We start from the raw sequence: 24332 nt of genomic DNA, 5'->3' as shown, positions 1-24332 counted from the left end.
GTAAACCAAGATGCGCCCGGAGTTAATCCTGGTCATCCGGTGCCCAGGCAGACGCCGCACTGTTTACCCCGCTTGCACCGGACGAAAGTAGTGCTCAGCGCCGCACAGGACGGCGAAAGACATACGAGGAGCACACCATGACCTCCCTTCCCACCCGTCAGCTCGGCACCACCGACATGCGGATCAGCCGGATCGGATTCGGCGCGTGGGCGATCGGCGGCGCGGGCTGGCGCTACACCTGGGGCGCCCAGGACGACGCCGAGTCCATCGCCACCATCCGCCGCGCGCTCGAGTCGGGCGTGAACTGGATCGACACCGCCGCCGTCTACGGCCTCGGCCACTCCGAGGAAGTGGTCGGCAAGGCCATCGCCGGATTGTCCGACGCGGACCGGCCGTACGTCTTCACCAAGGCCGGACTGGTCTGGGACGACAACGACCGCGCCGCCGCGCCGAAGCGAATCATGGCCGCCGACAGCGTGCGCCGCGAGGTCGAGGACTCGCTGCGCCGGTTGGACGTCGAGCGCATCGACCTGTACCAGGTGCACTGGCCCGACACCGGCGCGTCGCTGGACTTCGCCGACCCCGACGGTGTCGACCCCGCCCTCGCCACCCCGCTCGAGCAGTACTGGCAGACCATGGCCGACCTCGTGCAGGAGGGCAAGGTGCGCGCCATCGGCCTGTCCAATCACGATGTGCCGCAACTGGAGATCGCCGAGTCCATCGCCCACGTCGACGCCATCCAGCCGCAGTTCTCGCTGATCAAGCGGCAGTCCGCGGACGAATTGGCCTGGGCCGCAGCCCATCACACCGGCGGCATCATCTACCAGCCGCAGCACTCCGGCCTGCTCACCGGCGCGTTCTCCGCCGAGCGCGTCGCGAACCTGCCGGATGACGACTGGCGCAAGACCTTCCCGGAGTTCACCACCGAACTCGAGGCCAACCTGGCGCTGGTGGAGGCGCTGCGCCCGATCGCCGCGGCCCACCGCACCACCGTGTCGGCGGTCGCCATCGCCTGGACCCTGACCTGGCCCGGCGTCACCGGCGCGATCGTGGGCGCGCGTTCCCCCGAACAGGTCGACGGCTGGATCGACGGCGCCGCACTGGAATTGACCCCCGCCGATCTGGACGCCATCGCCGACGCGCTGCGCACCACCGGCGCGGGCGAGGGCCCGATCGGGCGCTGAGATCCGGCACTATCTGTACAACGGTCCCACATTTCGAGGAGTAGAAGATGTCCCTGCATGTCATCGCCGAGCTGCGCGCCATGGCCGGACAGGAAGACCGGCTGCGCACCGCGCTGGAGGCCATGATCGAGCCGTCGCTGGACGAACCCGGCTGTGTCTCGTACCAGCCGTTCGGCAACCCGAACGATCCGGGCCACATGGTCGTGATCGAGGAATGGGTGGACTCGGACGCGCTCGAGAAGCACTTCGCCACCGAGCACTTCCAGCACATCGCCGGCGTCATCGGGGAAATCCTCGCCGAGCCCATGACCATCAAGCAGCTCGTCGCCGAATAGTCTCGGTCGAACACTCGATCCTCGTGCCCCCGCGGTTCGCCGCGGGGGCACGGTCGTGTCCGGTGACGCGAAACACACGGTGCCGCAGGCCCGGAACACAGGTAAGGTCGGCCGCATGGTCACCCGGATTCGATCGACGGCGCTGCCGCTGTGCGCGCTCGTGGTCTCCGCGTGGGCCGTGCTGTATCTGGCTACGGCCACCCCCGATTCGCTGTTCGTGCTCGGCGCCGCCGCCGTCGTCGCGGTCACCGCCGCGGTGCTCTCCGCCCGCGGTCCGCTGCTGGTCGCCACCGCGCAGGCCGGTCCGGCCGAATCCGCCGGCAAGCGCCGCCGGGGCACCTTCCTGCGCCAGAGCAATCCCGACGCGCCGGGCCGTCCCCGCCCGCGGGCACCAGGAATCCTCGCGGCCTGACCACGCCCGCACGATCTTTCGACGGTCGTGCGCGCAGTCGGGTTCTCCGCCTTCCCGATTCAATTCGCCCGCGACGCATGCGCGGGCGACGCGCAGCGAGGTACCCCCGTGCTCGATTTCGTCTACTACCCCGTGTCCGCCGTCCTGTGGTTGTGGCACACCGCCTTCGCGTCGATCCTCGGCGCGACCAGTGGCCTGGCCTGGGTGCTGGCCATCGTCTTCCTCGTCATGACCCTGCGGGCGCTGCTGTTCCGGCCGTTCATGGCGCAATTGAGGTTCTCCCGCGCGCTCGCCGAGATGCAGCCGCAGGTCCAGGAGATCAAACGCAAACACGCGGGCGACCGCGAGAAGCAGGCCCTGGCCATCCAGGAACTGCAGAAGGCGGCCGGGGTCAATGTGCTGACCGGCTTCCTGCCGATCATCGGCCAGACGCTGGTCTTCGTCGGCCTCTACCACGTGCTGCGGTCGTTCCAGCCCGGCCACACCGAGAACTACGTCTTCAACGCCGCCCAGGTGCACTCGTTCCTCGACGCCAAGCTGTTCGGCGCGCCGCTGTCGGACACCTTGTCCACCGCGGGCTCCTCGTTCACCACCGTTGCCGCCGTGGCGATTCCGCTCATGATCATCGCCGCGATCGCGACCCACTTCACCGCCCGCGCGGCCATCGCCCGCCAGACCCCGCCCGCCGAGGGCGCCGCGGCCACCCAGGCCCGCATCATGAACACCGTGCAACTGTGGGTGTTTCCCGCCGGCGCGCTGCTGGCCGGGCTGATCATGCCCATTGCCATCCTGCTCTATTTCGTCACGCAGAACGCGTGGACCTTCGCTCAGCAACATTTGGTAGCGACCCGTTACGGGCAGGAGCCTGCCAAGAACACTGTCTGAAAAATGGCCAGCAATATCATGGCTATCTATGAATCGCAGCAGCCGGAAAGTCGCCGGAGCGACCGGGCAACGCCGCATTTTCAACCCGGTTTCCGTGGGCGCGGTCATTGTCATCGTCGCCTTGATCGCGGTCATCACCGCGAACTTCGTGCACAAGCACCATGACAAGCAGCAGGCCGCCGCCGACGTCGCGCCGCCGGCGGTCTTCACCGCGGACGGCCGCCTGCACTTCGGCACCGCGGACACCGTGGTCACGGTCATCACCGATTTCCAGTGCCCGATCTGCCACCAGTTCGAGACGACCACCGGCCCGACGCTGACCGACATGGTCGCCGCCGGCACCGTTTCCGCCGACTACGACACGGTCGCCGTGCTCAACGGCCTGTCGAAGGACAACTACTCGACCCGCGCGGCCAATGCCGGAACCTGCGTCGCCGTCGCGGACAAGTCGCTCTGGCCCGAATTCAGCAAGCGGCTGTTCGAGAACCAGCCCGCCGAGGGCGGCCCCGGCCTGACCGACGATCGGCTCGTCCAGATCGCCGCCGACGCCGGGGTCACCGGGCCCGACCTCGCCGACTGCGTCCATTCCGGTCGCTACAACGGGTTCGTCGCCTCGCACAGTGAGAAGGCCATTACCGCCGGTCTGACCCATGTGCCCGTCGTGAAAGTCGGCGATACCACCCTCGATAACCTCGGCCCCGACGGCTTACGGGCGGCAATCTCGCGCGCGACCTCGGCCGGGAAGTAAAGCGCTGGCGGCCACCCATTAGGCTGGTACCTGGTCGCAAGCGGTTTCGACTGCCTTGCGGATCCGAACAATCAGCACAGACAAGGACTGCACAGCGCTATGACTAGCCGCATCGAGCTCGCCCGCGTGGACCTGCGCGGACGTACTCCCACTGCTGCCGAACTGCGCGCGGCTCTGCCGCGTGGGGGCGTCGACGTGGACTCGGTGCTGCATCATGTGCGGCCGGTCGTGGAGGCGATCCGCGATCGGGGCGTCGAGGCCGCGCAGGAATTCAGCCTGAAGTTCGACGGTGTGCGGCCCGCCTCGGTGCGGGTGCCCGCCGCCGAGCTGGACAAGGCCCTCGCTGAGCTCGACCCGGCCGTGCGCACCGCCCTCGAGGTCGCCATCGAGCGCACCCGCAAGGTGCACAACGATCAGCGCCGCACCGACAAGACCACCCAGGTGGTGCCCGGCGGCACCGTGACCGAGCGGTGGATTCCGGTCGAGCGCGTGGGTCTGTACGTGCCGGGCGGCAATGCCGTCTACCCGTCCTCGGTCGTCATGAACGTGGTTCCGGCGCAGGCCGCGGGCGTGGATTCGCTCGTCGTCGCCTCCCCGCCGCAGGCACAGTTCGACGGCCTGCCGCACCCGACCATCCTGGCCGCCGCCAAGCTGCTGGGCGTCGAGGAGGTGTGGGCGGTCGGCGGTGCGCAGGCCGTGGCGCTGCTGTCCTACGGCGGCACCGACACCGACGGCGCGCAGCTCGAGCCGGTCGACATGATCACCGGACCCGGCAATATCTACGTCACCGCCGCCAAGCGGCTGTGCCGCGGCCTGGTCGGCATCGACGCCGAGGCCGGGCCCACCGAGATCGCGATCCTGGCCGACGCCACCGCCGACCCGGTGCACGTGGCCGCCGACCTCATCTCCCAGGCCGAGCACGACGTGCTCGCCGCCAGCGTGCTGGTGACCGACAGCGTCGAGCTCGCCGACGCGGTGGACGCGGCGCTGACCGCGCAGATGGCCGTGGTCAAGCACCACGATCGCGTCGCGGAAGCGCTGTCGGGCAAGCAGTCCGGCACGGTCCTGGTCGACGACATCGCGCAGGGCCTGCGCGTGGTGAACGCCTACGCGGCCGAGCACCTCGAGATCCAGACCGCCGACGCGCCCGCCGTGGCCGCCCGGGTCCGTGCGGCCGGAGCGGTGTTCGTCGGCGCGTGGTCGCCGGTGTCGCTGGGCGACTACTGCGCCGGATCCAACCACGTGCTGCCCACCGCCGGATGTGCCCGGCACTCTTCGGGTTTGAGCGTGCAGACCTTCCTGCGCGGGATCCACGTCGTCGAGTACTCCGAGGCGGCGCTGAAGGATGTCTCCGGACACGTTGTGGCACTGGCCAATGCGGAGGATCTGCCCGCGCACGGTCAGGCTGTGCAGGCGCGATTCGGAGAGCTGCGGTGAGTACTGTGATCGTCCCCGGCTCGAATATCTCGCTCGACGACCTGCCGATTCGCGACAACCTGCGTGGCAAGAGTCCTTACGGCGCACCGCAATTGACCGTTCCGGTGCAGCTCAACACCAATGAGAACCCGCACCCGCCGAGCAAGGCCCTCGTCGACGACGTCGCCGAATCCGTGCGCGCGGCGGCCGCGGACCTGCACCGCTACCCCGATCGCGACGCGGTCGAACTGCGCACCGATCTGGCCGCCTACCTGACCCGGCAGACCGGCGTCGCGGTGGATGTCTCGAACGTGTGGGCGGCCAACGGCTCCAATGAGATCCTCCAGCAGCTGCTGCAGGCCTTCGGGGGACCCGGCCGCAGCGCACTGGGTTTCGTGCCCTCCTACTCGATGCACCCGATCATCTCCGAGGGCATCGACACCGAGTGGATCGAAGCCAAGCGCAATGGCGACTTCTCCCTCGACATCGACTACGCGGTCATGTCGGTGGGGGAGAAGAAGCCCGACGTGGTGTTCGTGACCAGCCCCAATAACCCGACGGGCCACAGCATTCCGATCGCGGACCTGGAGCGCGTCCTCGAGGCCGCGCCCGGCATCGTGGTGGTCGACGAGGCGTACGGCGAGTTCTCCTCCGCCCCCAGCGCTATCAGCCTGATCGACAAGTACCCCACCAAGCTGGTGGTCAGCCGCACCATGTCCAAGGCGTTCGCCTTCGCGGGCGGGCGCCTCGGCTACCTGGTGGCCGCGCCCGCGGTCATCGACGCCATGCTGCTGGTGCGTCTGCCCTACCACCTGTCCGTGGTCACCCAGGCCGCCGCGCGCGCGGCCCTGCGGCACGCCGACGAAACACTGGGCAGCGTCCACGAATTGGCCGCCCAGCGCGATCGCGTCATGGCGGCGCTGGCCGAGCTGGGCTACGAGGTCATCCCGTCCGACGCCAACTTCGTGCTGTTCGGCCGCTTCGCCGACGCACCCCGCGCCTGGCAGCACTACCTCGACGAGGGCGTGCTCATCCGCGATGTCGCCATCCCCGGCTACCTGCGCACCACCATCGGCCTGGCCGCCGAGAACGACGAATTCCTGCGCGTCAGCGCGAAACTGGCGTCCGAGGAGCTGATCGCCCGATGACCACCGACCGTCCCGCCGACAGGATCGCCCGGGTCGAGCGCACCACCCGCGAATCCAGCATCGTGGTGGAGCTCAACCTGGACGGCTCCGGCAAGACCGACATCTCCACCGGCGTCCCGTTCTACGACCACATGCTGACCGCCTTCGGCCAGCACGGCAGCTTCGACCTGACCGTCCAGGCCAAGGGCGACATCGAGATCGAGGCCCACCACACCGTCGAGGACACCGCCATCGTCATCGGCCAGGCGCTGGGCCAGGCCCTGGGCGACAAGAAGGGCATCCGCCGCTTCGGCGATTGCTTCATCCCCATGGACGAGACCCTCGCCCACGCCGTCGTCGACGTGTCCGGGCGGCCCTACTGCGTGCACACCGGCGAGCCGGACCACATGCTGCACACCATCATTCCCAGCGTCGCGCCGACCGCGTCCTACTCGACCGTGATCAACCGGCACGTCTTCGAGTCGATCGCGCTCAACGCCCGCATCGCCCTGCATGTGCGGGTGCTCTACGGCCGCGACCAGCACCACATCACCGAAGCCGAGTACAAGGCCGTCGCCCGGGCACTGCGCGCCGCGGTCGAGTACGACCCGCGCGTCACCGGCGTCCCGTCGACGAAGGGCTCGCTGTGACCAAGAAGATCGCGCTGCTCGACTACGGCTCTGGCAACCTGCACTCCGCGAGCCGCGCCCTGGCGCGTACGGGTGCGGAAGTGACCATTACCGCCGACCCCGAAACCTGCTTGAACGCAGACGGTCTCGTGGTCCCCGGTGTCGGCGCCTACGCCGCGTGCATGTCCGGACTGCTGTCGGTGCGCGGCGACCGCATCATCGGCAAGCGCCTGTCCGGCGGCCGCCCCGTGCTCGGCATCTGTGTGGGCATGCAGATCCTGTTCGAGCGCGGCGTCGAATTCGGCGTCGAGACCGAGGGCTGCGCCGAATGGCCCGGCACCGTCGAACGGCTGGACGCCCCGGTCCTGCCGCACATGGGCTGGAACACGGTGAAGGCTCCCGAGGACAGCGTGCTGTTCGCGGGCATGGACGCCGATACCCGCTTCTACTTCGTGCACTCCTACGCCGCCCAGCACTGGGCGTGGGAGCCCGACAGCGGCAGCCAGATCGCCCCGGCCAAGCTCACCTGGGCCGAACACGGCGTCCCGTTCCTCGCTGCGGTGGAGAACGGGCCGCTGAGCGCGACCCAGTTCCACCCCGAGAAGTCCGGTGACGCCGGAGCCCAGCTGCTGCGCAACTGGATCGATTCGATCTGATCGACGCCGCGACGACCGAAACCCCCGCCGCAGGCGGGGGTTTCGTGTTTTCGGGCGGCCGGTTCCTCACCCGGCCGAGGGCCCGGGGCGCGCGCCCACCGACCAGACGGGGGCGGAGGCGACGCTGGAGAGCTGCCAGCCGTCGGGGGTGCGGGCGGCGGTGAAGCGGTAGACCTCGCCGAGGGTGAGGCGGGGCTGGGAGCCGAGCGTGGGATCCTGGGCCGGGCCCCACGCGAAGACGGCCAGCAGGTTGGCGCGGACCTTGGCGGTGTCGCCGTCCAGGTCGATCAGGATGCCGCTGATGACGTGCTGGATCCGCCTGTCGGGGGAGTGGTTTCGACTGGCCTGGGTGACCAGGGCGGTCCGCCCGACGGCCAGGCCGCCGGGCGTCTGCGCGGTGGCGTCGGGGGTGTACAGGGCGGCGAGCTCGTCCCAGTCGCCCTCGTCGAGCGCGCGCCCGAGGCGGTGCACGAGCTCGGTGATCTCGAATTTGTCCGCCAGGTCCTGGAATTGCCGGGTGGTGGTGCCGATCGCGTTCATGGCTACAGTCTTTCGACGAGATTGTTGGATGCGCCAACGTTGGTGAAACCAATGTAACCGATTGTGGGTGTCCCCAACAAGTGTTGGTAGATTTCCCGCATGGACTCCGCGCCCGAAGGGGCCTCCGGCCGGCTGCGCGCCCTCCCCACCCGCCTCATCGGCCAGGTCGCCCTCATCGCCAACCGCTGTACCGAGAAAGCGTTGGAACCCACCGGTTCCCGCCGTTATCACTACGCGCTGCTCGCCACCCTCGACGAACACGGCCCGCTCAGCCAGGCCGAGGCCGGCCGCCGCACCGGCATCGACCGCAGCGACGTGGTCGCCGCGGTCAACGACCTCGCCGACCGCGGCCTGCTGCACCGCACCCCCGACCCCGCCGACCGCCGCCGCAACACCCTCACCCTCACCCCGGCGGGACGAGCCCACCTCACCGACCTCGACGAACGCCTGGAAGCCGCTCAGCGCGAACTACTTCCAGGCTTCACCGCCGCCGAACGCGCCAACTTCGTGCTGACCCTGAACCGGATCCTCGAAGCTCATTCGCGCGAGCACTGACCCGACTCAGCACTTCGTCGAACCGGGCTCCACCGTCGTGCCGATGATGCGCGGCGGCCTGCCGGACGTCACGACCTTCGCTCCGTCCCAACGGTATTGGACGCAATAGAACGTCCCATCCGCGCAGGCGTCACAACTGCCGACGACCTTGTACTTCAACCCCACGCTGTCGTCGGTGGTATGCGCCGGATCCGTCGAGATGAAGCTGTTCCAGGTCGGTTCCGCCGTTCCCACGTATCCGCCCCGGTGGAACAGCAACACCTGCATCGGTGAACTCGCCGTCGCCCCTTCGATGCTGATCAAAGCCGCCGAGAGACCCGAGCAGATGCTGTTCACCGTCGGATTCGCGCCGACCGCCGGAAGCGCCCATTTCCATGGCTTTCCGGGCACGACCTCCACCGGCGCGAGACTCGCGGCCGCGTTCCTGATCACCGCCGGATCAGGTTTGCACGGCTGTTCACTCGTTCCCCCACCCGCCGCCGTGGTGGCGGCCGACTGCGATGTGGTTCCCGTCGCGGCCGACGCGCTCGAGCTCACGGGTGCCGTCGTGCTGGATTGCGCACCCGGTGTGCCCGTATCACCGCACCCCGATAGCGCGGCGGCAATGGCGAGCACTGTCATCACGATCCCTGCGCTGCGGAACAAGAGGTCCCTTTCATCCGAATTCGCTACTGGCACACACCCGATACCGCAACAGCATGCGCCCGCCTCCTGCTCGGAGGCGCAATTTCGGCAACTTCGCGCCCGAAGATCGACCGGCGCGAGAGTGGCGGGCGCTCGGTGTCGGTGCGGGTGGGTACCGTCGGACGGGTGGAAATTGGGGAACGAATCCAAGAGCTCGCGGACCGTATCGTGGCGTTGCGCGATGCCTACTATCAGGGCTCGCCGCTGGTCGCCGACGCCGACTACGACGCCGTCGAGGATGAGCTGCGCGCCCTGATCGAGGCGCATCCCGAGCTCGCGCCGGACCCGAATCCGCTGGAACAGGTCGGCGCCGCCGCGGTGCTGCACGCCCCGATCCGGCATTCGCGCCCGATGCTGTCGCTGGAGAAGGCCACCACGCCCGAGCAGGTCGCGGCGTTCTTCGCCCGTTTCCCCGGTCAGCCGGTGGTGGTGATGCCCAAGCTCGACGGGCTCTCGCTGGCCCTGGTGTTCGAGGACGGGCGCCTCGCCCGGGCGGTGACCCGCGGTGACGGCACCACCGGCGACGATGTCACCTTCCTGGTCCGCGCGCTGGTCGACGGCGTTCCCGAACGGATCGAGGCGCCGGGCCGCGTGGAGGTGCGCGGCGAGGCGGTGATGCTGCGCTCGACCTTCGCCGCCTACAACACCGCGCACCCGGACAAGCCGCTGATCAACCCGCGCAATGCGGCCGCGGGCACGCTGCGGGCGAAGGATCCGGCCACGGTCGCCGAGCGTCGCCTGATGTTCTTCGGCTTCGATCTGGACAACCCGGCCAACGACGCCGCCCACGATCTGGAGGAAGGGCTGCGCGCCTTGGGAATCGCGGGCGCGGCCATGCGGCACTGCGCCGACGCCGAACAGGCGCAGGCCGCGATCACCGCGATCGAGCAGGGCCGCAACGATCTGGACTACGACCTCGACGGCGCGGTGCTGCGGTTGGCCGACCGCGAGGCGTACGCCGCGGCCGGGACCCGCTCGAATTCCCCGCGCGGCGCGCTGGCGTTCAAGTTCGCCGCCGAGGAGAAGACCACGCTGCTGCGCGAGGTGATCTGGGATGTCGGCAAGACCGGCAAGATCGTCCCGGTGGCATGGCTCGAGCCGGTATTCGTGGGCGGCACCACCGTCACCAAGGCGACGCTGGCCAACCAGGAGGTGATCCGCGCCCGCGACATCAAGATCGGTGACACGGTGCTGGTGCGCCGCGCCGGTGATGTGATCCCGTTCGTGGCGGGCGTGCTCGACGCCTCCAAGCGCACCGGGGCGGAGCTCGAGATCGTGCCGCCCACCGCCTGCCCCTCCTGCGGGCAGCCGGTGACCGAGCAGGGCAACAGCCGGGAACTGTTCTGCACCAATGTTTCCTGCCCCGCGCAGACGGTGCGCAGGCTGATCCACTGGGCGTCGCGGGCGGCAGCCGACATCGAGGCGATCGGGCCGGTGTGGATCGAGCGGCTCGCCGAGGCGGGCATCCTGGAGAGCCCGGCCGACTTCTACACCCTCACCAAGGAACGCCTGCTCGAATTCGACCGCGTCGGTGAGGTTTCCGCGCAGCGGATGATCGACTCCATCGACACCAGCCGCCAGGTCGGCCTACGCCGCGCCCTGATCGGCCTGGCCATCCCCATGGCCTCCGACGGCACCGCCGCCCGCCTGGCCCGCGCGGGTTTCGCGTCCTTGGAGGAGGTCGCCGACGCGGGCGAGGAACGGCTCGTCGAAGTGGACGACATCGGCCCGAAAGTCGCTGCCTCCCTGGCCGCTAACCTCACCCGGCTGCGTCCGGAACTGGTGCGGCTGCGCGATGCGGGCGTCTCCCTGGACGTGCGGGAGGAGGACCTGCCCCCCGTGGTCGCGGCCGGCGCGCCGCTGGAAGGCAAAACGGTGGTGATCACCGGCGCCATCAGCGATCCGCGCTCGGGGGAGAAGGTGGCGCGCCCGACCTTCCAGCGCCTGTGCGAGAAGGCGGGCGCGACCGCCGCGTCCTCGGTTTCGGCCAACACCGACCTGCTCATCACCGGCGCGGGCGTCGGAGACGCCAAGCTGGCCAAGGCCGCGAAGCTGGGCGTCGAGGTCGTCGACCAGGCCGAGATCTGGAAGCTGCTGATCGAAGCGAATGTCGCCTAGCGACTGCGGGATCGGTGGTCGTCGCGGCGATCGGTGCCTTCGCCGCCGATCCACGCCGTGACCGCGGGCGGGCCAACGGACTTCCGCGGTGGCAGCCTCGCGCGAGCGAGGCTGGGTTCGCTGGTTCGCCGCTGTCGCGATCGGGGCATTTGCCCAGGCCGACGCCGGGCCATCACGTGGCAACCACTAAGCTGCTCCCGTGAGTCTTGTGCTGCTACCTGCCGTCGATGTCGCCAATGGTGAGGCCGTGCGCCTGGTTCAGGGGGAGGCGGGCAGCGAAACCAGCTACGGTTCGCCGCGCGACGCCGCGCTGGCCTGGCAGCATGCCGGGGCCGAGTGGGTGCATCTGGTGGACCTCGACGCCGCGTTCGGCAAGGGCTCCAATCGTGAACTGCTGGCCGAGGTCATCGGCGAACTCGATGTGAAGGTCGAGCTGTCCGGTGGCATCCGTGACGACGAGTCGCTGAAGGCGGCGCTGTCGACCGGCTGCGCGCGGGTGAACATCGGGACCGCGGCCATCGAGAACCCGGACTGGTGCGCCCGGGCCATCGGCGAGTACGGCGACAAGATCGCGGTCGGGCTCGACGTGAAGCTCATCGACGGTGAGTGGCGGCTGCGCGGGCGCGGCTGGGTCACCGACGGCGGCGACCTGTGGGAGGTGCTCGAGCGTCTCGAGCGCGACGGCTGCTCGCGGTACGTGGTCACCGACGTCTCCAAGGACGGCACGCTGACCGGCCCGAACCTGGAGCTGCTGAGCCATGTGGCCAATGCCTGTGAGGCCCCGGTCATCGCGTCCGGCGGCATCTCGGTGCTCGACGACCTGCGCGCCATCGCGACCCTGGTGCCCGAGGGCGTCGAGGGCGCGATCATCGGCAAGGCTCTGTACGCGGGCCGGTTCACCTTGCCCGAAGCTCTCGACGCGGTCCGCTAGCGAATGGCCGAACTCGCCGAGCTGCTGAGCATCGCCAGTGATGTGCTCGACTCCGCCGCACCGCGTTTCGCGGAGGGCATCGGAGCCCCGAGCGCGGTCGAGAAGGGGCGCAACGACTTCGCCACCGAACTCGACCTGGAGTTGGAACGCACCATCTCGCAGCGGCTGGCCGAGCGCACCGGAATCCCGGTGCACGGCGAGGAATTCGGCGGCCCGCAGCTGACCTCGGGCACCACCTGGGTGCTCGACCCCATCGACGGGACCTTCAACTACTCGGCGGGCAGCCCGATGTGCGGCATGCTGCTGGCGCTGGTGCGCGACGGCGTGCCGGTCATCGGATTGACGTGGCTGCCGATCCTGGGCCAGCGCTACGCGGCGATCCAGGACGGCCCGCTGCTGTTGAACGGGAATCCGCTGCCGAGCTTGGCTCCCGCCAAGCTCGCCACCGCCATGATCGGCTTCGGCAGCTTCAATATCGATGGGGCGGGCCGCATTCCGGGCATCTTCCGTTTCAACCTGCTGGGGGCGCTGAGCCGGCTGTCCGGCCGCCAGCGCATGTACGGCTCCACCGGCCTGGACCTGGCCTACACCGCCTCGGGAATTCTGGGCGGATCCGTGGTGTTCGGACATCACCCGTGGGACAACGCCGCCGGGGTGGCCCTGGTCCGGGCCGCGGGCGGCGTGGTCACCGACCTGCTGGGCAAGGACTGGACCATCGAGTCCGGTTCGGTGCTGGCCGCCGCCCCCGGCGTGCACGAGGAACTACTGGACCTGATCGCCGAGACGGCCGATCGGGTCCGAGGAGAGGTAGAACAATGACTTTGGCAGTGCGAGTGATCCCCTGCCTGGATGTCGACGCCGGGCGTGTGGTCAAGGGCGTGAACTTCGAAAACCTCAGGGACGCGGGCGATCCCGTCGAGCTGGCGGCCGCCTACGACGCCCAGGGCGCGGACGAGCTGACCTTCCTCGACGTCACCGCCTCCACCGGCGACCGCGGCACCATGATCGACGTGGTGACCCGCACCGCCGAGCAGATCTTCATCCCGCTCACCGTCGGCGGCGGCGTGCGCACCGTCGAGGACGTGGACCGGCTGCTGCGCGCGGGCGCGGACAAGGTGTCGGTGAACACCGCCGCCATTGCCCGCCCCGAGGTGCTGCGCGAGATGTCGGAGCGCTTCGGCTCGCAGTGCATCGTGCTGTCGGTCGATGCCCGCACCGTGCCCGAGGGCCAGCCCGCGACCCCGTCCGGCTGGGAGGTCACCACCCACGGCGGCAAGCGCGGCACCGGCATCGACGCCGTCGAATGGGCCGTGCGCGGAGCCGAACTCGGCGTCGGCGAGATCCTGCTCAACTCCATGGACGCCGACGGCACCAAGGCCGGTTTCGACCTGCCCATGATCCGGGCCGTGCGCGCCGCGGTGTCGGTGCCGGTCATCGCCTCCGGCGGCGCGGGCAAGGTCGAGGACTTCGCGCCCGCGGTGCAGTCCGGCGCGGACGCGGTGCTGGCCGCCAGCGTCTTCCACTTCGGCGACCTCACCATCGGCCAGGTCAAGGACGCCATGCGCACGGAAGGAATCACGGTCCGATGAGTTCGCTGGATCCCGCGATCGCGGCCCGCCTCAAGCGCAATGCCGACGGGCTCTTCGCCGCGATCGCGCAGGAGAAGAGCACCGGCGACGTGCTCATGATGGCGTGGATGGACGACGAAGCCCTCGCGCGCACGCTCGAAACCCGCAAGGGGACCTACTATTCGCGCTCGCGTCAGCAGTACTGGGTCAAGGGCGAGACCTCCGGCCACACCCAGTACGTGCACGAGGTGCGTCTGGACTGCGACGGCGACACCGTGCTGCTGGTCGTCGACCAGGAGGGCGCGGCCTGCCACACCGGCACGCACACCTGCTTCGACACCGATGTGCTGCTGTCCCAGGGTGATTCGCTGCTCTAGTCGTCGTGTGAGTTGACGTCCAGATGCGAGTTCGGCCGCCCCGAGCGGCCGAGCCCGCGGGCCATGCCCTTGTCGAGCTGCGCGACCAGCGTCTCGCCGAGCTCGAGCAGCTGTTTGGCCTGTTCGTCGTCCAGGCCGTCGAACACCAGGCCGCGCACGCACTCCAGATAGCCCGGCGCGGCCTCGGTGACCTTCCGATATCCGGCATCGGTCAGCACCGCTTGCGCCCCGCGGCGGCCGGAGGTGGTGACCCGCTGCGCCCAGCCGAGCCGTTCGAGCTTGGAGACCACATGCGAGAGCCGCGATAGCGATGCATTTGCCTTTTGCGCAAGCTCGCTCAGTTGCAATCGATGGCCCGGTTCTTCGGAGAGCAGAGTCATCACGAAGTATTCGAAATGGGTAATCCCGGACTCGCGTTGGAGCTGAGTATCCAACGCGGCGGGAAGTCTGGTCGTGAGCGCGACAAGGGTACGCCAAGCTCGCTGTTCCATGGGATTCAACCACTTGGTCACCGTGCGCGCCCTCTCGTAGCAGCCAAGTGACCCGTCATGCCAACCCCGGAACGAGCCACCCGCACGTCAAAGTTTGCCACGATTTCGCTCGTCAGTCACGGTGTTGCTGAATGACGTGACATCGATCACGCGTGTCGCGCAGTCGAATCAGTTCGCGCCGACTTCTGGAGGATTTGACGGAGTTTCGGGCGACACGCGAGCCTTTTCCGGTTCGGTGCGCTGTCGTTCGGCGCGTTGGCGGCGGAAATGCCTGCGCACCAAGAGAAATGCCACCAGTAGGAACAGCGCCGCGGCCACGATCGCGCCAGCGAGGGCGGCCCCGCGGAATCCCGGCGCGTCGACATCGAGAACGCGCTCACCGGCGTGTGCGGCGTTCGAGTTGCCCCACACGATGGTCAGCGTCAACAAATTCGGGACGGCCACGACCAGTGCGAGAACCGCTGCGGCCCCGGCGATAAACCTACCGCCCCGTTTACGCCAGCGCAGACCTGCCAGCAGCAACAAGAAAAGTGGCACAGCCGTACATGCGAGGCCCATTATCAGGCCATACCAGATCCCTTTTGCGAAACTCCCGCTGACCATTTCGCCGATGCGCTGCGCCCACCATCGCGGCAGAAATGACGCCAGAATCAAATACGTCAGCCACAACACGACCGCCGCCACCACGACGGCGATGATCCGATTGCGCCACGTGACGAAGGTTGAACGCTTCCGCTCCGGGTCCGCGCTGGGCGTAGTCATAGCCCCAGCGTATGTCCGATTTGCTGACTCGCGCAGGATCGACGCTCCGGCCGCCGCGCTCGGGACGGCGACCGCGCCTGGCTGCAAGGACTACCGGCGCTCCAAGCCGGGAACGTCAGCGCCGTACGGCAAGAACCGGCGACGCTGCCGGTCGAGAACCGTCAGCGCCGGACGTCGAAGACCCTCAGCCGCGCTGCTTCAAGAACTTCAGCGCCTCGTCGGCGTGCACGTTCGCGCGAATCTCGCTCGCGATCACCTTGGCGACGGTCCGATCGGGGTCGATCACGAAGGTGGTCCGCTTGACCGGCATCACCGCGCCCAGCAGCCCGCGCTTGACCCCGAACTCCTCGGCGACCCTGGCCCCCCGGTCCGACAACACCGGATACCCCAGCCCCTGCTTCTCGGCGAACCCGGACTGCACCTCCACGGAATCCGCGCTGATCCCCACGCAGCTGGCCCCCACGGCCTTGAATTCCGTTGCCAGATCCCGGAAATGGCACGCCTCCGCCGTGCACACCGGCGTATTCGCCGCGGGATAGAAGAACAACACCACCGGCCCGTCCGCGAGCAACGACTCGAGCGAACGCACGGTGCCTGACTGATCGGGAAGCTCAAAGTTGGGCGCGAGCTGACCTGCCTTCATGCCCGTAGGGTACCCCAGATTCATCGCCCACGAGCTATCTGTCAATCCTCTTCCTACCCAACCCAATTCGCTACCCGCCCGCCCATGAATCATCGGGGTCCTACCGCCGTTTGCGACAGCCCGACTCGGTAACGCGCCAACCTGGCCGAATTCGACCCCTGGACGGCTTCGGGTGTGGCGGTTGCGGCCGCCGCACCCGGTTTACCTCTTTGCCTGGGGGTCCGGGGGTGAAACCCCCGGAGCCCCAACCACCCCCGACACGGGGTGTCGGTCTACACCCCGATCAGGGCGGCGACCTCAGGGTTCTTGATCTCCATGACATCGAGGATGCCGTGCGCGCGCAGGAAGGGCTTGAGCTCCCGGATGCGGTCGGTGTGCTCGGCGTACTCGTCCGGGAAGCTCCGCGGGTCCAATGCTTCCAGGGCCTTCACATACGTGACGAACGAGGCGATGGCGGAGTACTTCCCGCCGGTGTTCATATTCATCATCCGCGGCGGCTGGCCGGGCATGTGGCCCGGGGCGATCTGCGGAGCTGCGTGCCGTGGACCCTCCGGTGCTACCGGTTGCGAGGGGTACATCTGTGTTGAACTCCTCTCGAAAATGGGGATACCGCGTGCGACCTCTCCATCTTGCTGCCGGAGCAGTGACGGCCTCCTGCGTATGGAGACCGGCGCGAGTGTAGTGATGACCGCTTCAGGTATTCGCCACAGGTGCCCGCTCGGCTGGGCGGGAACCGCGATTTAGATCGTGTCGGGTCGGCCTGGAATGATGGGCACATGCACGGCGCGCATGGTTTGCCTCTGAACGCGGCTAGCGACACCACCACCTCCCGGGATCAGTTCCGGGCGCTCGCGGCCGATCACCGGGTGGTTCCGGTGGTCCGAAAGGTGTTGGCGGACTCCGAGACTCCCCTCTCGGCCTACCGCAAACTGGCCGCGGACCGGCCCGGCACCTTCCTGCTGGAGTCCGCGGAGAACGGCCGCTCCTGGTCGCGATGGTCGTTCATCGGTGCGGGCGCGCCCAGCGCGCTGACCGTGATCGACGGTGCCGCGGCCTGGCTCGGCCAGACGCCCGCCGACGCGCCCGTGGGCGGTGACCCGCTCGCCGCCCTGAGCGAGACGCTGCGGGTGCTGCGCACCGAACGCCTGCCCGGCCTGCCGCCGCTGACCGGCGGCCTGGTCGGCTACCTCGGCTACGACCACGTCCGCCGCCTCGAGCGTCTGCCGGTCCTGGCCACCGACGACCTGCAGGTCCCCGAGATGGTCCTGATGCTGGCCACCGACCTGGCCGCCTTCGACCACCACGAGGGCGCCATCACCCTCATCGCCAACGCCGTCAACTGGAACGGCACCGACGAGCGCGTGGACGAGGCCTACGACGACGCGGTCGCCCGCCTGGACCGCATGACCGAGGCCCTGGCGGCCCCCGCCGACTCCACCGTGTCGGTCTTCGACCGCCCCGAACCGAAGTTCCGCCGCCAGCGCACCTCCGACGAGTTCGGCGCGGGCGTGCGCCGCCTGGTCAAGGAGATCGAGGCGGGCGAGGCGTTCCAGGTGGTGCTCTCGCAGCGCTTCGAAATGGACTACAACGGCACTCCGTTGGACCTCTACCGCATGCTGCGGGCCTCGAACCCGAGCCCGTACATGTATCTCATGCACATCCCGGACGGCTCCGGCGGCACCGCGTTCTCCATCGTCGGCTCCAGCCCCGAATCGCTGGTGACGGTGAAGGACGGCGTGGCCACCACGCACCCGATCGCGGGCACCCGCTGGCGCGGCGTCACCGAGGAGGACGATCTCCTGCTCGAAAAGGGCCTGCTGGCAGACGAGAAGGAGAACGCCGAGCACCTCATGCTCGTCGATCTGGGCCGCAACGATCTGGGCCGCGTCTGCGAACCCGGCACCGTGAAGGTCACCGAGTACCGCCACGTCGAGCGCTACTCGCACGTCATGCACCTGGTCTCCACGGTCTCGGGCCGCCTCAAGCCCGGCAAGGTCGCCCTCGACGCGGTCCAGGCGTGCTTCCCCGCGGGCACCCTCTCCGGGGCCCCGAAGGTCCGCGCCATGGAACTCATCGAGGAGCTCGAGCCGACCCGCCGCGGCGTCTACGCGGGCGTCGTCGGCTACCTCGACTTCGCCGGTGACGCCGACACCGCCATCGCCATCCGCACCGCGCTGGTGAAGGGCGGCACCGCCTACGTCCAGGCCGGCGCCGGCATCGTGGCCGACTCCGACCCGGACTACGAGGACGTCGAATCCCGCAACAAGGCCATGGCCGTGCTCAAGGCCATCGCCGCCGCCGAAACCGTTCGGGCCTACCGGCCGAACGCCTCGCAGCAATGAGTGATCCCGACCCGGACGCCACGCAAGCCGCAGCGGCCCATCCGGATTCGGTCTCGACGGGGGAGGGCGCGGCGAAACCCGCTGCCGCAGCTCCCGATTCAGCGAGTATCGCCGAGCGCGCGCAGGCGGCCGATCTGGCCGAAGCCGAAGCGGAGGCCGCGACCGCGCCGGCCGCGAAACCGAAGCGGCCGATCGCCGCGGTGGCGCTGCTGGCGCTCGCGGCGGCGCTGCTGTGGGCGTCCTCGCGCATGACCTGGGTTCGGCTCGAGATCACCAGCGATTACGGCCTGCCGCGCCACAAGAATCTCGACGGCGGCGTCTGGTTCGGGGCGCTGACCCCGCTGGCTTTGGTCTTCCTGGCCACCATCGCGGCCGTGTTCGCCACCCACGGCTGGTGGCGGCGCGGCGTCGGCGTGGTGGTCGCGGTGCTGGCGGCGATGTCCGCGGTGCCCGCCTACGCCCTGCTCACCCAGCACGGCACGGCCGATCGCGCGGCCCGGGTGGCCGAATTGCACGGCGGTGATCACGCCGGCGCGGTGACGACCTCGGCGCTACCCGCCGTGGTGGCCATCGCGGGCGCGCTGGCCGCGTTCGTGGCGGGCCTGCTGCTGGTCCGGCAGTCCTCCGAGTCGACCCGCATGTCCGGAAAGTACGACAATCCGGCCGCGCGGAAGCTCTCGGCGGCCGAGCAGGTTGCCGCACATCACGCCCGTTCTCGTGATGCGGAATCCGCATCACAGGGCGCGGCGGGCGAGCCGTTGTCGGGTCGAGTGCTGTGGGACGCGCTCGACGAGGGTGTCGATCCGACCGACGATGAAACCAATCACCCTGCCTCCCACGATGATCCGGATAACACCGGAAAGCGCGGGGACAACCACTGAGCAGGGCGGGGGAGCGGCAGCGTCGCCGCTACCAGCCCCGCTGTCAAGCACGGGAACATAGCCATTTACTCTTTATCAGCATCGGTGAGACAGCGCCTGGGGGGATTCTCAGGCAGCAAGTCCGTCTCCCCAGAAAGGATTCGAGCCAGATGACGGTACTCGACTCGATTCTCGACGGGGTCCGCGCGGATGTGGCCGCTCGGGAAGCCCTTCTGGATTTCCAAACGGTGAAGGCAGCCGCCGCGAAGGCCAAGTCCCCGCGTGACGCCAAGGCCGCCCTGCACGCCGAGGGGATCGGAGTGATCGCCGAGGTGAAGCGGGCCAGCCCCTCCAAGGGTGAGCTCGCGGACATCCCGAACCCCGCCGACCTGGCCCGCGCCTACGAGGACGGCGGCGCGCGCATCATCAGCGTGCTGACCGAACAGCGCCGCTTCCACGGTTCGCTCGCCGATCTGGACGCGGTCCGCGCGGCGGTCGACATTCCGGTCCTGCGCAAGGACTTCATCGTCGGCCCGTACCAGATCCACGAGGCCCGCGCCCACGGCGCGGACGTGATCCTGCTGATCGTGGCCGCCCTGGAACAGGATGTGCTGGCCTCCCTGCTCGACCGCACCGAATCGCTCGGCATGACCGCGCTGGTCGAGGTGCACACCGAGGAGGAGGCCGACCGCGCCCTGCAGGCCGGCGCCAGCGTGATCGGCGTGAACGCCCGCAATCTCAAGACCCTCGAGGTGGATCGGGATGTGTTCGCGCGCATCGCCCCCGGCCTGCCCAGCGAAGTGATCCGGGTGGCCGAGTCCGGCATCCGCGGCACCGCAGACCTTTTGGCCTACGCCGGTGCGGGCGCGGACGCCGTGCTCGTCGGCGAGGGCCTGGTGACCAGCGGCGACCCGCGCGCCGCGGTGGCCGAGCTGGTGACCGCCGGAACCCACCCGTCCTGCCCGAAGCCGGTTCGCCGGGGACGGTGAAAGAAGCGATGACTCAGACCGAAAAGCTCTCTGCCAAGAACGTTTCCGGCTTGCCGCAGATGAGCGAAGCCGTCACGCACAAGAGCCACGAGCCCGACCTGGGCGGCCACTTCGGCGTCTACGGCGGCCGCCATGTGCCCGAGGCGCTGATGGCCGTGATCGAAGAGGTCACCGCCGAATACGACAAGTGCCGGGTGGATCCGAACTTCCTCGACGAGCTGGACCGTTTGCAGCGCGACTACACCGGGCGTCCCTCGCCGGTGTTCGAGTGCAAGAACCTGGCCCAGCACGCGGGCGGCGCGCGCATCTTCCTCAAGCGGGAAGACCTGAACCACACCGGTTCTCACAAAATCAACAATGTGCTCGGCCAGGTGCTGCTGGCCAAGCGCATGAACAAGACCCGTGTCATCGCCGAGACCGGCGCGGGCCAGCACGGCGTGGCCACCGCGACCGCGTGCGCGCTGCTGGGCATCGAGTGCGTCATCTACATGGGCGCGGTCGACACCGTGCGCCAGCAGTTGAACGTGGCCCGCATGCGCCTGCTGGGCGCCGAAGTCATCAGCGTGACAACGGGTTCGCAGACGCTCAAGGACGCGATCAACGAGGCGCTGCGCGACTGGGTCACCAACGCGGACCGCACCTACTACTGCTTCGGCACCGCCGCGGGCCCGCACCCGTTCCCGCTCATGGTGCGCGATTTCCAGCGCATCATCGGCATGGAGGCGCGCCAGCAGATCCAGACCCAGACCGGCCGGCTGCCCGATGCGGTAACCGCCTGTGTCGGTGGCGGTTCCAACGCGATCGGAATCTTCCACGCCTTCATCGACGATCCGGGTGTGCGCCTGATCGGCTACGAGGCCGCCGGTGACGGTGTCGAAACCGGCCGTCACGCCGCCACTTTCACCGGTGGCACCCCGGGCGCGTTCCAGGGCGCGTACTCGTACCTGCTGCAGGACGAGGACGGGCAGACCATCGAATCCCATTCGATCTCAGCGGGTCTGGACTACCCGGGCGTCGGCCCCGAGCACGCGTACCTGAAGGACATCGGCCGCGCCGAGTACTACCCGATCACCGACACCGAGGCCATGGACGCGCTCATGCTGCTGAGCCGCACCGAGGGCATCATCCCGGCCATCGAGTCCGCGCACGCGGTGGCGGGCGCTCTGAAGCTCGGGCGGGAACTGGGCGAGGGCAAGATCATCCTGGTGAGCCTGTCCGGTCGCGGCGACAAGGACATGGATACGGCCGCGGAATGGTTCGGGCTGTTCGACAAGCCCGCCGACGCCGAGAACGCAGGGGAAGACAAGTGAGCCAGCAGTCCCGTCTCGCCAACACCTTCGCGACCTGTCGCGAGGAGAACCGCGCGGCTCTGATCGGCTACCTGCCCGCCGGCTACCCGGATCTGCAGGGCTCCATCGACGTCTGCCGCGCTATGGTCGAATCCGGTTGCGACATCATCGAAGTCGGCGTCGCCTACTCCGATCCGGTGATGGACGGCCCGACCATCCAGCACGCCGCCGAGCAGGCGCTCGCGGGCGGTGTCCGGGTGCGCGACGTGTTCAAGGTCGTGGAGGCCATCTCCCAGGCCGGCGGCAAGGCCGTCGTCATGACCTACTGGAATCCGGTGCTGAAGTACGGCGTCGATCCCTTCTCCCGCGATCTCGCGGCGGCGGGTGGCCTGGGCCTGATCACGCCCAACCTGATTCCGGAGGAGGCCGACGACTGGTTCGTGGCGTCCTCGGCCCACGATCTCGACCGCATCTTCCTGGTCGCGCCGTCCTCCACCGAGGAGCGGCTGGTCAAAACCCTCGAAGCCTCACGGGGTTTCGTGTACGCGGCCTCCACCATGGGCGTCACCGGCGCCCGGGACGCGGTCTCGTCCATGGCTCCGGCGCTGTGCGCCCGTATCCGCGCCCACTCCGACATCCCGATCGGCGTCGGCCTGGGCGTGCGAAACGGCGCGCAGGCCGCCGAAATCGCCTCCTACGCCGACGGCGTCATTGTCGGCTCGGCCCTGGTGACCGCCGCGGCGCAAGGTTTGGACGCGGTTCGCACGCTGACCGAGGAATTGGCGCAGGGCGTGCGCTCGACACCTGTTTCCTCGTAACAGAAAGAATTTCGAAAGGGCGCATACCGAATTCGGTGTGCGCTCTTTCGTATATCTCATTCATCTCCCATTCACACGTCCCGCGCGCAGGATTGTGTCTGGCAAGATATTTCATATTTTTCGGTGGCCGCCCGCGATCCGATCACCGTCGGCTCCGGCCACTCCGAGTACCTGAATCACCGGTCCGGCGCCCGTTTGGGCTACGGTGGGGACTCGTGACCTTACGAGCCCTTGCCGACAGCACCGGCGCAGACGTATTGGCCTATATCCCCAGCCCGCCGCGCGGTGTCTGGAACATCGGGCCGTTCCCGCTGCGGGCCTACGCGATCTGCATCATCATCGGCATCATCGCGGCCATCTGGCTGGGGGAGAAGCGCTGGATCGCGCGCGGCGGGCAGTCGGGCATGGTGCTCGACGTCGCCATGTTCGCGGTGCCGTTCGGGCTGATCGGCGGGCGGCTCTACCACGTGGCCACCGACTGGCAGAAGTACTTCGGGGCCAACGGTCACCCGATGAACGCCCTCAAGATCTGGGAGGGCGGCCTGGGCATCTGGGGCGCGGTGCTGCTGGGCGGCATCGGCGCCTGGATCGGCTGCCGGGTGTACAAGATCCCGCTGCCCGCCTTCGGTGACGCCATCGCGCCCGGAATCCTGTTGGCGCAGGCCATCGGCCGCCTGGGCAACTACTTCAACCAGGAGCTCTACGGGCGCGAGACCAAGGTGCCGTGGGGCCTGGAGATCTTCGTGCGCTACGACCACAGCGGTGGCGTGGACATGATGAACGGCACCGCCGCGGGCGCGGCCGAGAAGATCGTGCAGCCGACCTTCCTCTACGAGCTGATCTGGAACCTGATCGGCGTCGCGGTCCTGCTGTACCTGGACCGCAAGTACCGCGTCGGCCACGGCCGACTGTTCGCGCTCTACGTGGCGATCTACTGCTTCGGGCGGTTCTTCGTCGAGCTGCTGCGCGACGACGAGGCGACCCACATCGCGGGCCTGCGCATCAACACCTTCACCTCGGCGATCGTGTTCGTCTGTGCCTTGGCCTACTTCCTGTTCGCGACCAAGGGACGTGAGACCGCCGAGCAGATCCGGGGCGGGGTGGACCGGCCCTGGCCGTGGCAGTTCGGCGCTCTTCGGGCCTACGGCGCGGCCGGCGCCGCCGCCGCCGAAAGCTCCACTGATTCGGACGATTCCAGCAATTCGGAATCGGAGGATTCGGAAAAAGCCTCCGCCGAGCAGGTATCCGACGGGGAGGACGCATCCGAATCCGCTACGCCCGGCAACGAATCCGAGACGGAGGGCGATAACCCTTCCGAATCCGGTGATTCCGAGCCGGAGCCGAAGGAGCCCGCTGACCAGGCGAAAACGGTCGAGTCCGGCAAGAATGGCTCCTGATCCAGCGGTTCGGGCCGTTCCGGCGTGGGCGGTCCGCGATTCAGGAGGACGTGCGTGACCGACCCATTCAATCAGCAGCCGCCGCAAGACGGCCCGACGTACGGCGCGCCCGGCACCGGGCCGCAGTACGGCCAGCCGTACGGTCAGCAGCCGTACCCGGGCCAGCAGCCGTACGGCCAGCCCGCCCAGCCCATGGGTCAGCCCGTCCAGCCCTACGGCCAGCCCGCACCGTTCGGCGCGCCCGGCCCGATGGGTCCCTACGGCGGCGATCCGGAAGCCCCTTACGGCCGTGACCCGTTCGGAGTTCCGTACTCCGACAAGAGCAAGATCACCGCGGGCCTGCTGTCGATCTTCCTGGGCCACTTCGGAATCGGCCGGTTCTACCTGGGCTACACCACGATCGGCGTGCTGCAGCTGGTCACCTGCGGTGGTTGCGGCGTCTGGGCGCTGGTCGACGGCATCATGATGCTGACCGGCAAGGTCCCGGACCTGCAGGGACGCCCCCTGCGCGATTAGCGCGCAGGTCGACTGCGCGGTCAGCGCACCGGTCGACCACGACACTCCAGTCTCCGACGG

Annotated in this window: 28 protein-coding genes; 22 read left to right on the top strand and 6 right to left on the bottom strand. The window is 68.7% G+C overall.

Annotated features, from left to right (window positions below; genetic code table 11):
• Positions 1-137: 137 nt before the first annotated feature.
• The 9 genes from GPX89_RS39375 to hisH all read left to right on the top strand — a co-directional run bounded on the left by GPX89_RS39375 (position 138) and on the right by hisH (position 7392).
• Positions 138-1184, top strand: coding sequence for an aldo/keto reductase (locus GPX89_RS39375; RefSeq protein WP_198347799.1), 1047 nt, complete (start codon positions 138-140; stop codon positions 1182-1184).
• Positions 1185-1231: 47 nt separating this feature from the next.
• A complete protein-coding gene (locus GPX89_RS39370) occupies positions 1232-1519 on the top strand; it encodes a putative quinol monooxygenase (RefSeq protein ID WP_157392824.1) in 288 nt (95 codons plus the stop codon).
• 115 nt (positions 1520-1634) lie between these two features.
• The gene (locus GPX89_RS39365) at positions 1635-1931 is read left to right on the top strand and encodes a DUF6412 domain-containing protein (RefSeq protein WP_157392823.1); all 297 of its coding nucleotides are present in this window, start codon (positions 1635-1637) and stop codon (positions 1929-1931) included.
• Between the two features lie 108 nt (positions 1932-2039).
• Positions 2040-2816 carry a membrane protein insertase YidC gene (yidC, locus tag GPX89_RS39360; protein ID WP_157392822.1) on the top strand — a complete coding sequence of 259 codons (777 nt, stop codon included), beginning with the start codon at positions 2040-2042 and terminating at the stop codon, positions 2814-2816.
• 28 nt (positions 2817-2844) lie between these two features.
• Positions 2845-3564, top strand: coding sequence for a DsbA family protein (locus GPX89_RS39355; protein WP_157392821.1), 720 nt, complete (start codon positions 2845-2847; stop codon positions 3562-3564).
• 99 nt (positions 3565-3663) lie between these two features.
• On the top strand, positions 3664-5001 hold the full coding sequence (hisD, locus tag GPX89_RS39350) for a histidinol dehydrogenase (protein WP_157392820.1): 1338 nt from the start codon (positions 3664-3666) through the stop codon (positions 4999-5001).
• Complete coding sequence (locus GPX89_RS39345; RefSeq protein ID WP_328602832.1) at positions 4998-6128, top strand: histidinol-phosphate transaminase; 1131 nt, start codon at positions 4998-5000, stop codon at positions 6126-6128. The genes hisD and GPX89_RS39345 overlap by 4 nt, the downstream gene beginning before the upstream one ends.
• Positions 6125-6757, top strand: a complete 633-nt coding sequence (hisB, locus tag GPX89_RS39340; protein ID WP_157392819.1) for an imidazoleglycerol-phosphate dehydratase HisB — start codon at positions 6125-6127, stop codon at positions 6755-6757. Before GPX89_RS39345 ends, hisB begins: the two co-directional genes overlap by 4 nt.
• Complete coding sequence (hisH, locus tag GPX89_RS39335; protein WP_328602831.1) at positions 6754-7392, top strand: imidazole glycerol phosphate synthase subunit HisH; 639 nt, start codon at positions 6754-6756, stop codon at positions 7390-7392. The genes hisB and hisH overlap by 4 nt, the downstream gene beginning before the upstream one ends.
• A 66-nt stretch (positions 7393-7458) precedes the next feature.
• Here the strand turns inward: hisH and GPX89_RS39330 are convergent, their stop codons facing one another.
• Complete coding sequence (locus GPX89_RS39330) at positions 7459-7932, bottom strand: nuclear transport factor 2 family protein (protein WP_157392818.1); 474 nt, start codon at positions 7930-7932, stop codon at positions 7459-7461.
• Between the two features lie 99 nt (positions 7933-8031).
• Between GPX89_RS39330 and GPX89_RS39325 the strand changes: the two genes are divergently transcribed.
• Positions 8032-8487, top strand: a complete 456-nt coding sequence (locus GPX89_RS39325) for a MarR family winged helix-turn-helix transcriptional regulator (RefSeq protein WP_157392817.1) — start codon at positions 8032-8034, stop codon at positions 8485-8487.
• 6 nt (positions 8488-8493) lie between these two features.
• Here GPX89_RS39325 and GPX89_RS46100 read toward each other — a convergent pair whose 3' ends face one another.
• Positions 8494-8886 (bottom strand): LppP/LprE family lipoprotein, encoded by a 393-nt coding sequence (locus tag GPX89_RS46100; protein ID WP_198347798.1) that lies wholly within the window; start codon positions 8884-8886, stop codon positions 8494-8496.
• 411 nt (positions 8887-9297) lie between these two features.
• Here GPX89_RS46100 and ligA point away from each other — a divergent pair, with 411 nt between their 5' ends.
• The 5 genes from ligA (at position 9298) to hisI (ending at position 14165) form a co-directional block, all read left to right on the top strand.
• Positions 9298-11289: an NAD-dependent DNA ligase LigA gene (gene ligA / locus GPX89_RS39315; RefSeq protein WP_328602830.1), complete on the top strand. Its 1992-nt coding sequence runs from the start codon at positions 9298-9300 to the stop codon at positions 11287-11289.
• A gap of 199 nt (positions 11290-11488) precedes the next feature.
• A complete protein-coding gene (priA, locus tag GPX89_RS39310) occupies positions 11489-12220 on the top strand; it encodes a bifunctional 1-(5-phosphoribosyl)-5-((5-phosphoribosylamino)methylideneamino)imidazole-4-carboxamide isomerase/phosphoribosylanthranilate isomerase PriA (protein ID WP_328602829.1) in 732 nt (243 codons plus the stop codon).
• Between the two features lie 3 nt (positions 12221-12223).
• Positions 12224-13039 carry an inositol monophosphatase family protein gene (locus tag GPX89_RS39305; protein ID WP_157392816.1) on the top strand — a complete coding sequence of 272 codons (816 nt, stop codon included), beginning with the start codon at positions 12224-12226 and terminating at the stop codon, positions 13037-13039.
• Positions 13036-13809, top strand: coding sequence for an imidazole glycerol phosphate synthase subunit HisF (hisF, locus tag GPX89_RS39300; protein WP_157392815.1), 774 nt, complete (start codon positions 13036-13038; stop codon positions 13807-13809). Before GPX89_RS39305 ends, hisF begins: the two co-directional genes overlap by 4 nt.
• A complete protein-coding gene (gene hisI / locus GPX89_RS39295) occupies positions 13806-14165 on the top strand; it encodes a phosphoribosyl-AMP cyclohydrolase (protein WP_157392814.1) in 360 nt (119 codons plus the stop codon). The genes hisF and hisI overlap by 4 nt, the downstream gene beginning before the upstream one ends.
• On the opposite strand, the gene GPX89_RS39290 is transcribed toward hisI, so the two are convergent.
• The 4 genes from GPX89_RS39290 to GPX89_RS39275 form a co-directional block, all read right to left on the bottom strand.
• A complete protein-coding gene (locus GPX89_RS39290) occupies positions 14162-14656 on the bottom strand; it encodes a MarR family winged helix-turn-helix transcriptional regulator (protein WP_157392813.1) in 495 nt (164 codons plus the stop codon). The two genes, hisI and GPX89_RS39290, sit on opposite strands and share 4 nt — an antisense overlap.
• 168 nt (positions 14657-14824) lie before the next feature.
• Positions 14825-15418, bottom strand: a complete 594-nt coding sequence (locus tag GPX89_RS39285) for a permease (protein ID WP_235949089.1) — start codon at positions 15416-15418, stop codon at positions 14825-14827.
• A gap of 184 nt (positions 15419-15602) precedes the next feature.
• Positions 15603-16061, bottom strand: a complete 459-nt coding sequence (locus tag GPX89_RS39280; RefSeq protein ID WP_157392812.1) for a peroxiredoxin — start codon at positions 16059-16061, stop codon at positions 15603-15605.
• A gap of 272 nt (positions 16062-16333) precedes the next feature.
• Complete coding sequence (locus GPX89_RS39275) at positions 16334-16540, bottom strand: hypothetical protein (protein WP_228102730.1); 207 nt, start codon at positions 16538-16540, stop codon at positions 16334-16336.
• 297 nt (positions 16541-16837) lie between these two features.
• Between GPX89_RS39275 and GPX89_RS39270 the strand changes: the two genes are divergently transcribed.
• From GPX89_RS39270 to GPX89_RS45685, 7 genes are all read left to right on the top strand, one after another.
• Positions 16838-18403 carry an anthranilate synthase component I gene (locus GPX89_RS39270; RefSeq protein WP_157392810.1) on the top strand — a complete coding sequence of 522 codons (1566 nt, stop codon included), beginning with the start codon at positions 16838-16840 and terminating at the stop codon, positions 18401-18403.
• Complete coding sequence (locus GPX89_RS39265) at positions 18400-19284, top strand: TIGR02234 family membrane protein (RefSeq protein ID WP_157392809.1); 885 nt, start codon at positions 18400-18402, stop codon at positions 19282-19284. The genes GPX89_RS39270 and GPX89_RS39265 overlap by 4 nt, the downstream gene beginning before the upstream one ends.
• A gap of 149 nt (positions 19285-19433) precedes the next feature.
• Positions 19434-20252 carry an indole-3-glycerol phosphate synthase TrpC gene (gene trpC / locus GPX89_RS39260; RefSeq protein ID WP_157392808.1) on the top strand — a complete coding sequence of 273 codons (819 nt, stop codon included), beginning with the start codon at positions 19434-19436 and terminating at the stop codon, positions 20250-20252.
• A gap of 59 nt (positions 20253-20311) precedes the next feature.
• Positions 20312-21562: a tryptophan synthase subunit beta gene (gene trpB, locus GPX89_RS39255; protein WP_157392903.1), complete on the top strand. Its 1251-nt coding sequence runs from the start codon at positions 20312-20314 to the stop codon at positions 21560-21562.
• Positions 21559-22359, top strand: a complete 801-nt coding sequence (gene trpA, locus GPX89_RS39250) for a tryptophan synthase subunit alpha (protein WP_328602828.1) — start codon at positions 21559-21561, stop codon at positions 22357-22359. Before trpB ends, trpA begins: the two co-directional genes overlap by 4 nt.
• Positions 22360-22574: 215 nt before the next feature.
• The gene (lgt, locus tag GPX89_RS39245; protein WP_328602827.1) at positions 22575-23756 is read left to right on the top strand and encodes a prolipoprotein diacylglyceryl transferase; all 1182 of its coding nucleotides are present in this window, start codon (positions 22575-22577) and stop codon (positions 23754-23756) included.
• A 54-nt stretch (positions 23757-23810) separates the two neighbouring features.
• Positions 23811-24272, top strand: a complete 462-nt coding sequence (locus GPX89_RS45685; protein ID WP_328602826.1) for a TM2 domain-containing protein — start codon at positions 23811-23813, stop codon at positions 24270-24272.
• Positions 24273-24332: the final 60 nt, after the last annotated feature.

The sequence above is a fragment of the Nocardia terrae genome (genome assembly GCF_009760405.1).
GTDB classification, from domain to species: domain Bacteria; phylum Actinomycetota; class Actinomycetes; order Mycobacteriales; family Mycobacteriaceae; genus Nocardia; species Nocardia terrae.
The sequence above is the reverse complement of the archived record's forward strand: the minus strand, read 5'-3'. Positions and strand labels throughout refer to the sequence as shown.

Excerpts from the sequence above, each read along its gene's own strand:
- GPX89_RS39285 (WP_235949089.1), bottom strand. The coding sequence starts at position 15,418 with ATGACTACGCCCAGCGCGGACCCGGAGCGGAAGCGTTCAACCTTCGTC.
- hisI (WP_157392814.1), top strand. The coding sequence starts at position 13,806 with ATGAGTTCGCTGGATCCCGCGATCGCGGCCCGCCTCAAGCGCAATGCC.
- GPX89_RS39265 (WP_157392809.1), top strand. The coding sequence starts at position 18,400 with ATGAGTGATCCCGACCCGGACGCCACGCAAGCCGCAGCGGCCCATCCG.
- GPX89_RS39290 (WP_157392813.1), bottom strand. The coding sequence starts at position 14,656 with ATGGAACAGCGAGCTTGGCGTACCCTTGTCGCGCTCACGACCAGACTT.
- GPX89_RS39325 (WP_157392817.1), top strand. The coding sequence starts at position 8,032 with ATGGACTCCGCGCCCGAAGGGGCCTCCGGCCGGCTGCGCGCCCTCCCC.
- hisF (WP_157392815.1), top strand. The coding sequence starts at position 13,036 with ATGACTTTGGCAGTGCGAGTGATCCCCTGCCTGGATGTCGACGCCGGG.
- GPX89_RS39280 (WP_157392812.1), bottom strand. The coding sequence starts at position 16,061 with ATGAAGGCAGGTCAGCTCGCGCCCAACTTTGAGCTTCCCGATCAGTCA.
- hisD (WP_157392820.1), top strand. The coding sequence starts at position 3,664 with ATGACTAGCCGCATCGAGCTCGCCCGCGTGGACCTGCGCGGACGTACT.
- GPX89_RS39270 (WP_157392810.1), top strand. The coding sequence starts at position 16,838 with ATGCACGGCGCGCATGGTTTGCCTCTGAACGCGGCTAGCGACACCACC.
- GPX89_RS39275 (WP_228102730.1), bottom strand. The coding sequence starts at position 16,540 with ATGAACACCGGCGGGAAGTACTCCGCCATCGCCTCGTTCGTCACGTAT.
- GPX89_RS39365 (WP_157392823.1), top strand. The coding sequence starts at position 1,635 with ATGGTCACCCGGATTCGATCGACGGCGCTGCCGCTGTGCGCGCTCGTG.
- GPX89_RS39370 (WP_157392824.1), top strand. The coding sequence starts at position 1,232 with ATGTCCCTGCATGTCATCGCCGAGCTGCGCGCCATGGCCGGACAGGAA.
- GPX89_RS39330 (WP_157392818.1), bottom strand. The coding sequence starts at position 7,932 with ATGAACGCGATCGGCACCACCACCCGGCAATTCCAGGACCTGGCGGAC.
- GPX89_RS39305 (WP_157392816.1), top strand. The coding sequence starts at position 12,224 with ATGGCCGAACTCGCCGAGCTGCTGAGCATCGCCAGTGATGTGCTCGAC.
- trpC (WP_157392808.1), top strand. The coding sequence starts at position 19,434 with ATGACGGTACTCGACTCGATTCTCGACGGGGTCCGCGCGGATGTGGCC.
- trpB (WP_157392903.1), top strand. The coding sequence starts at position 20,312 with ATGAGCGAAGCCGTCACGCACAAGAGCCACGAGCCCGACCTGGGCGGC.
- hisB (WP_157392819.1), top strand. The coding sequence starts at position 6,125 with ATGACCACCGACCGTCCCGCCGACAGGATCGCCCGGGTCGAGCGCACC.
- GPX89_RS39355 (WP_157392821.1), top strand. The coding sequence starts at position 2,845 with ATGAATCGCAGCAGCCGGAAAGTCGCCGGAGCGACCGGGCAACGCCGC.
- GPX89_RS39375 (WP_198347799.1), top strand. The coding sequence starts at position 138 with ATGACCTCCCTTCCCACCCGTCAGCTCGGCACCACCGACATGCGGATC.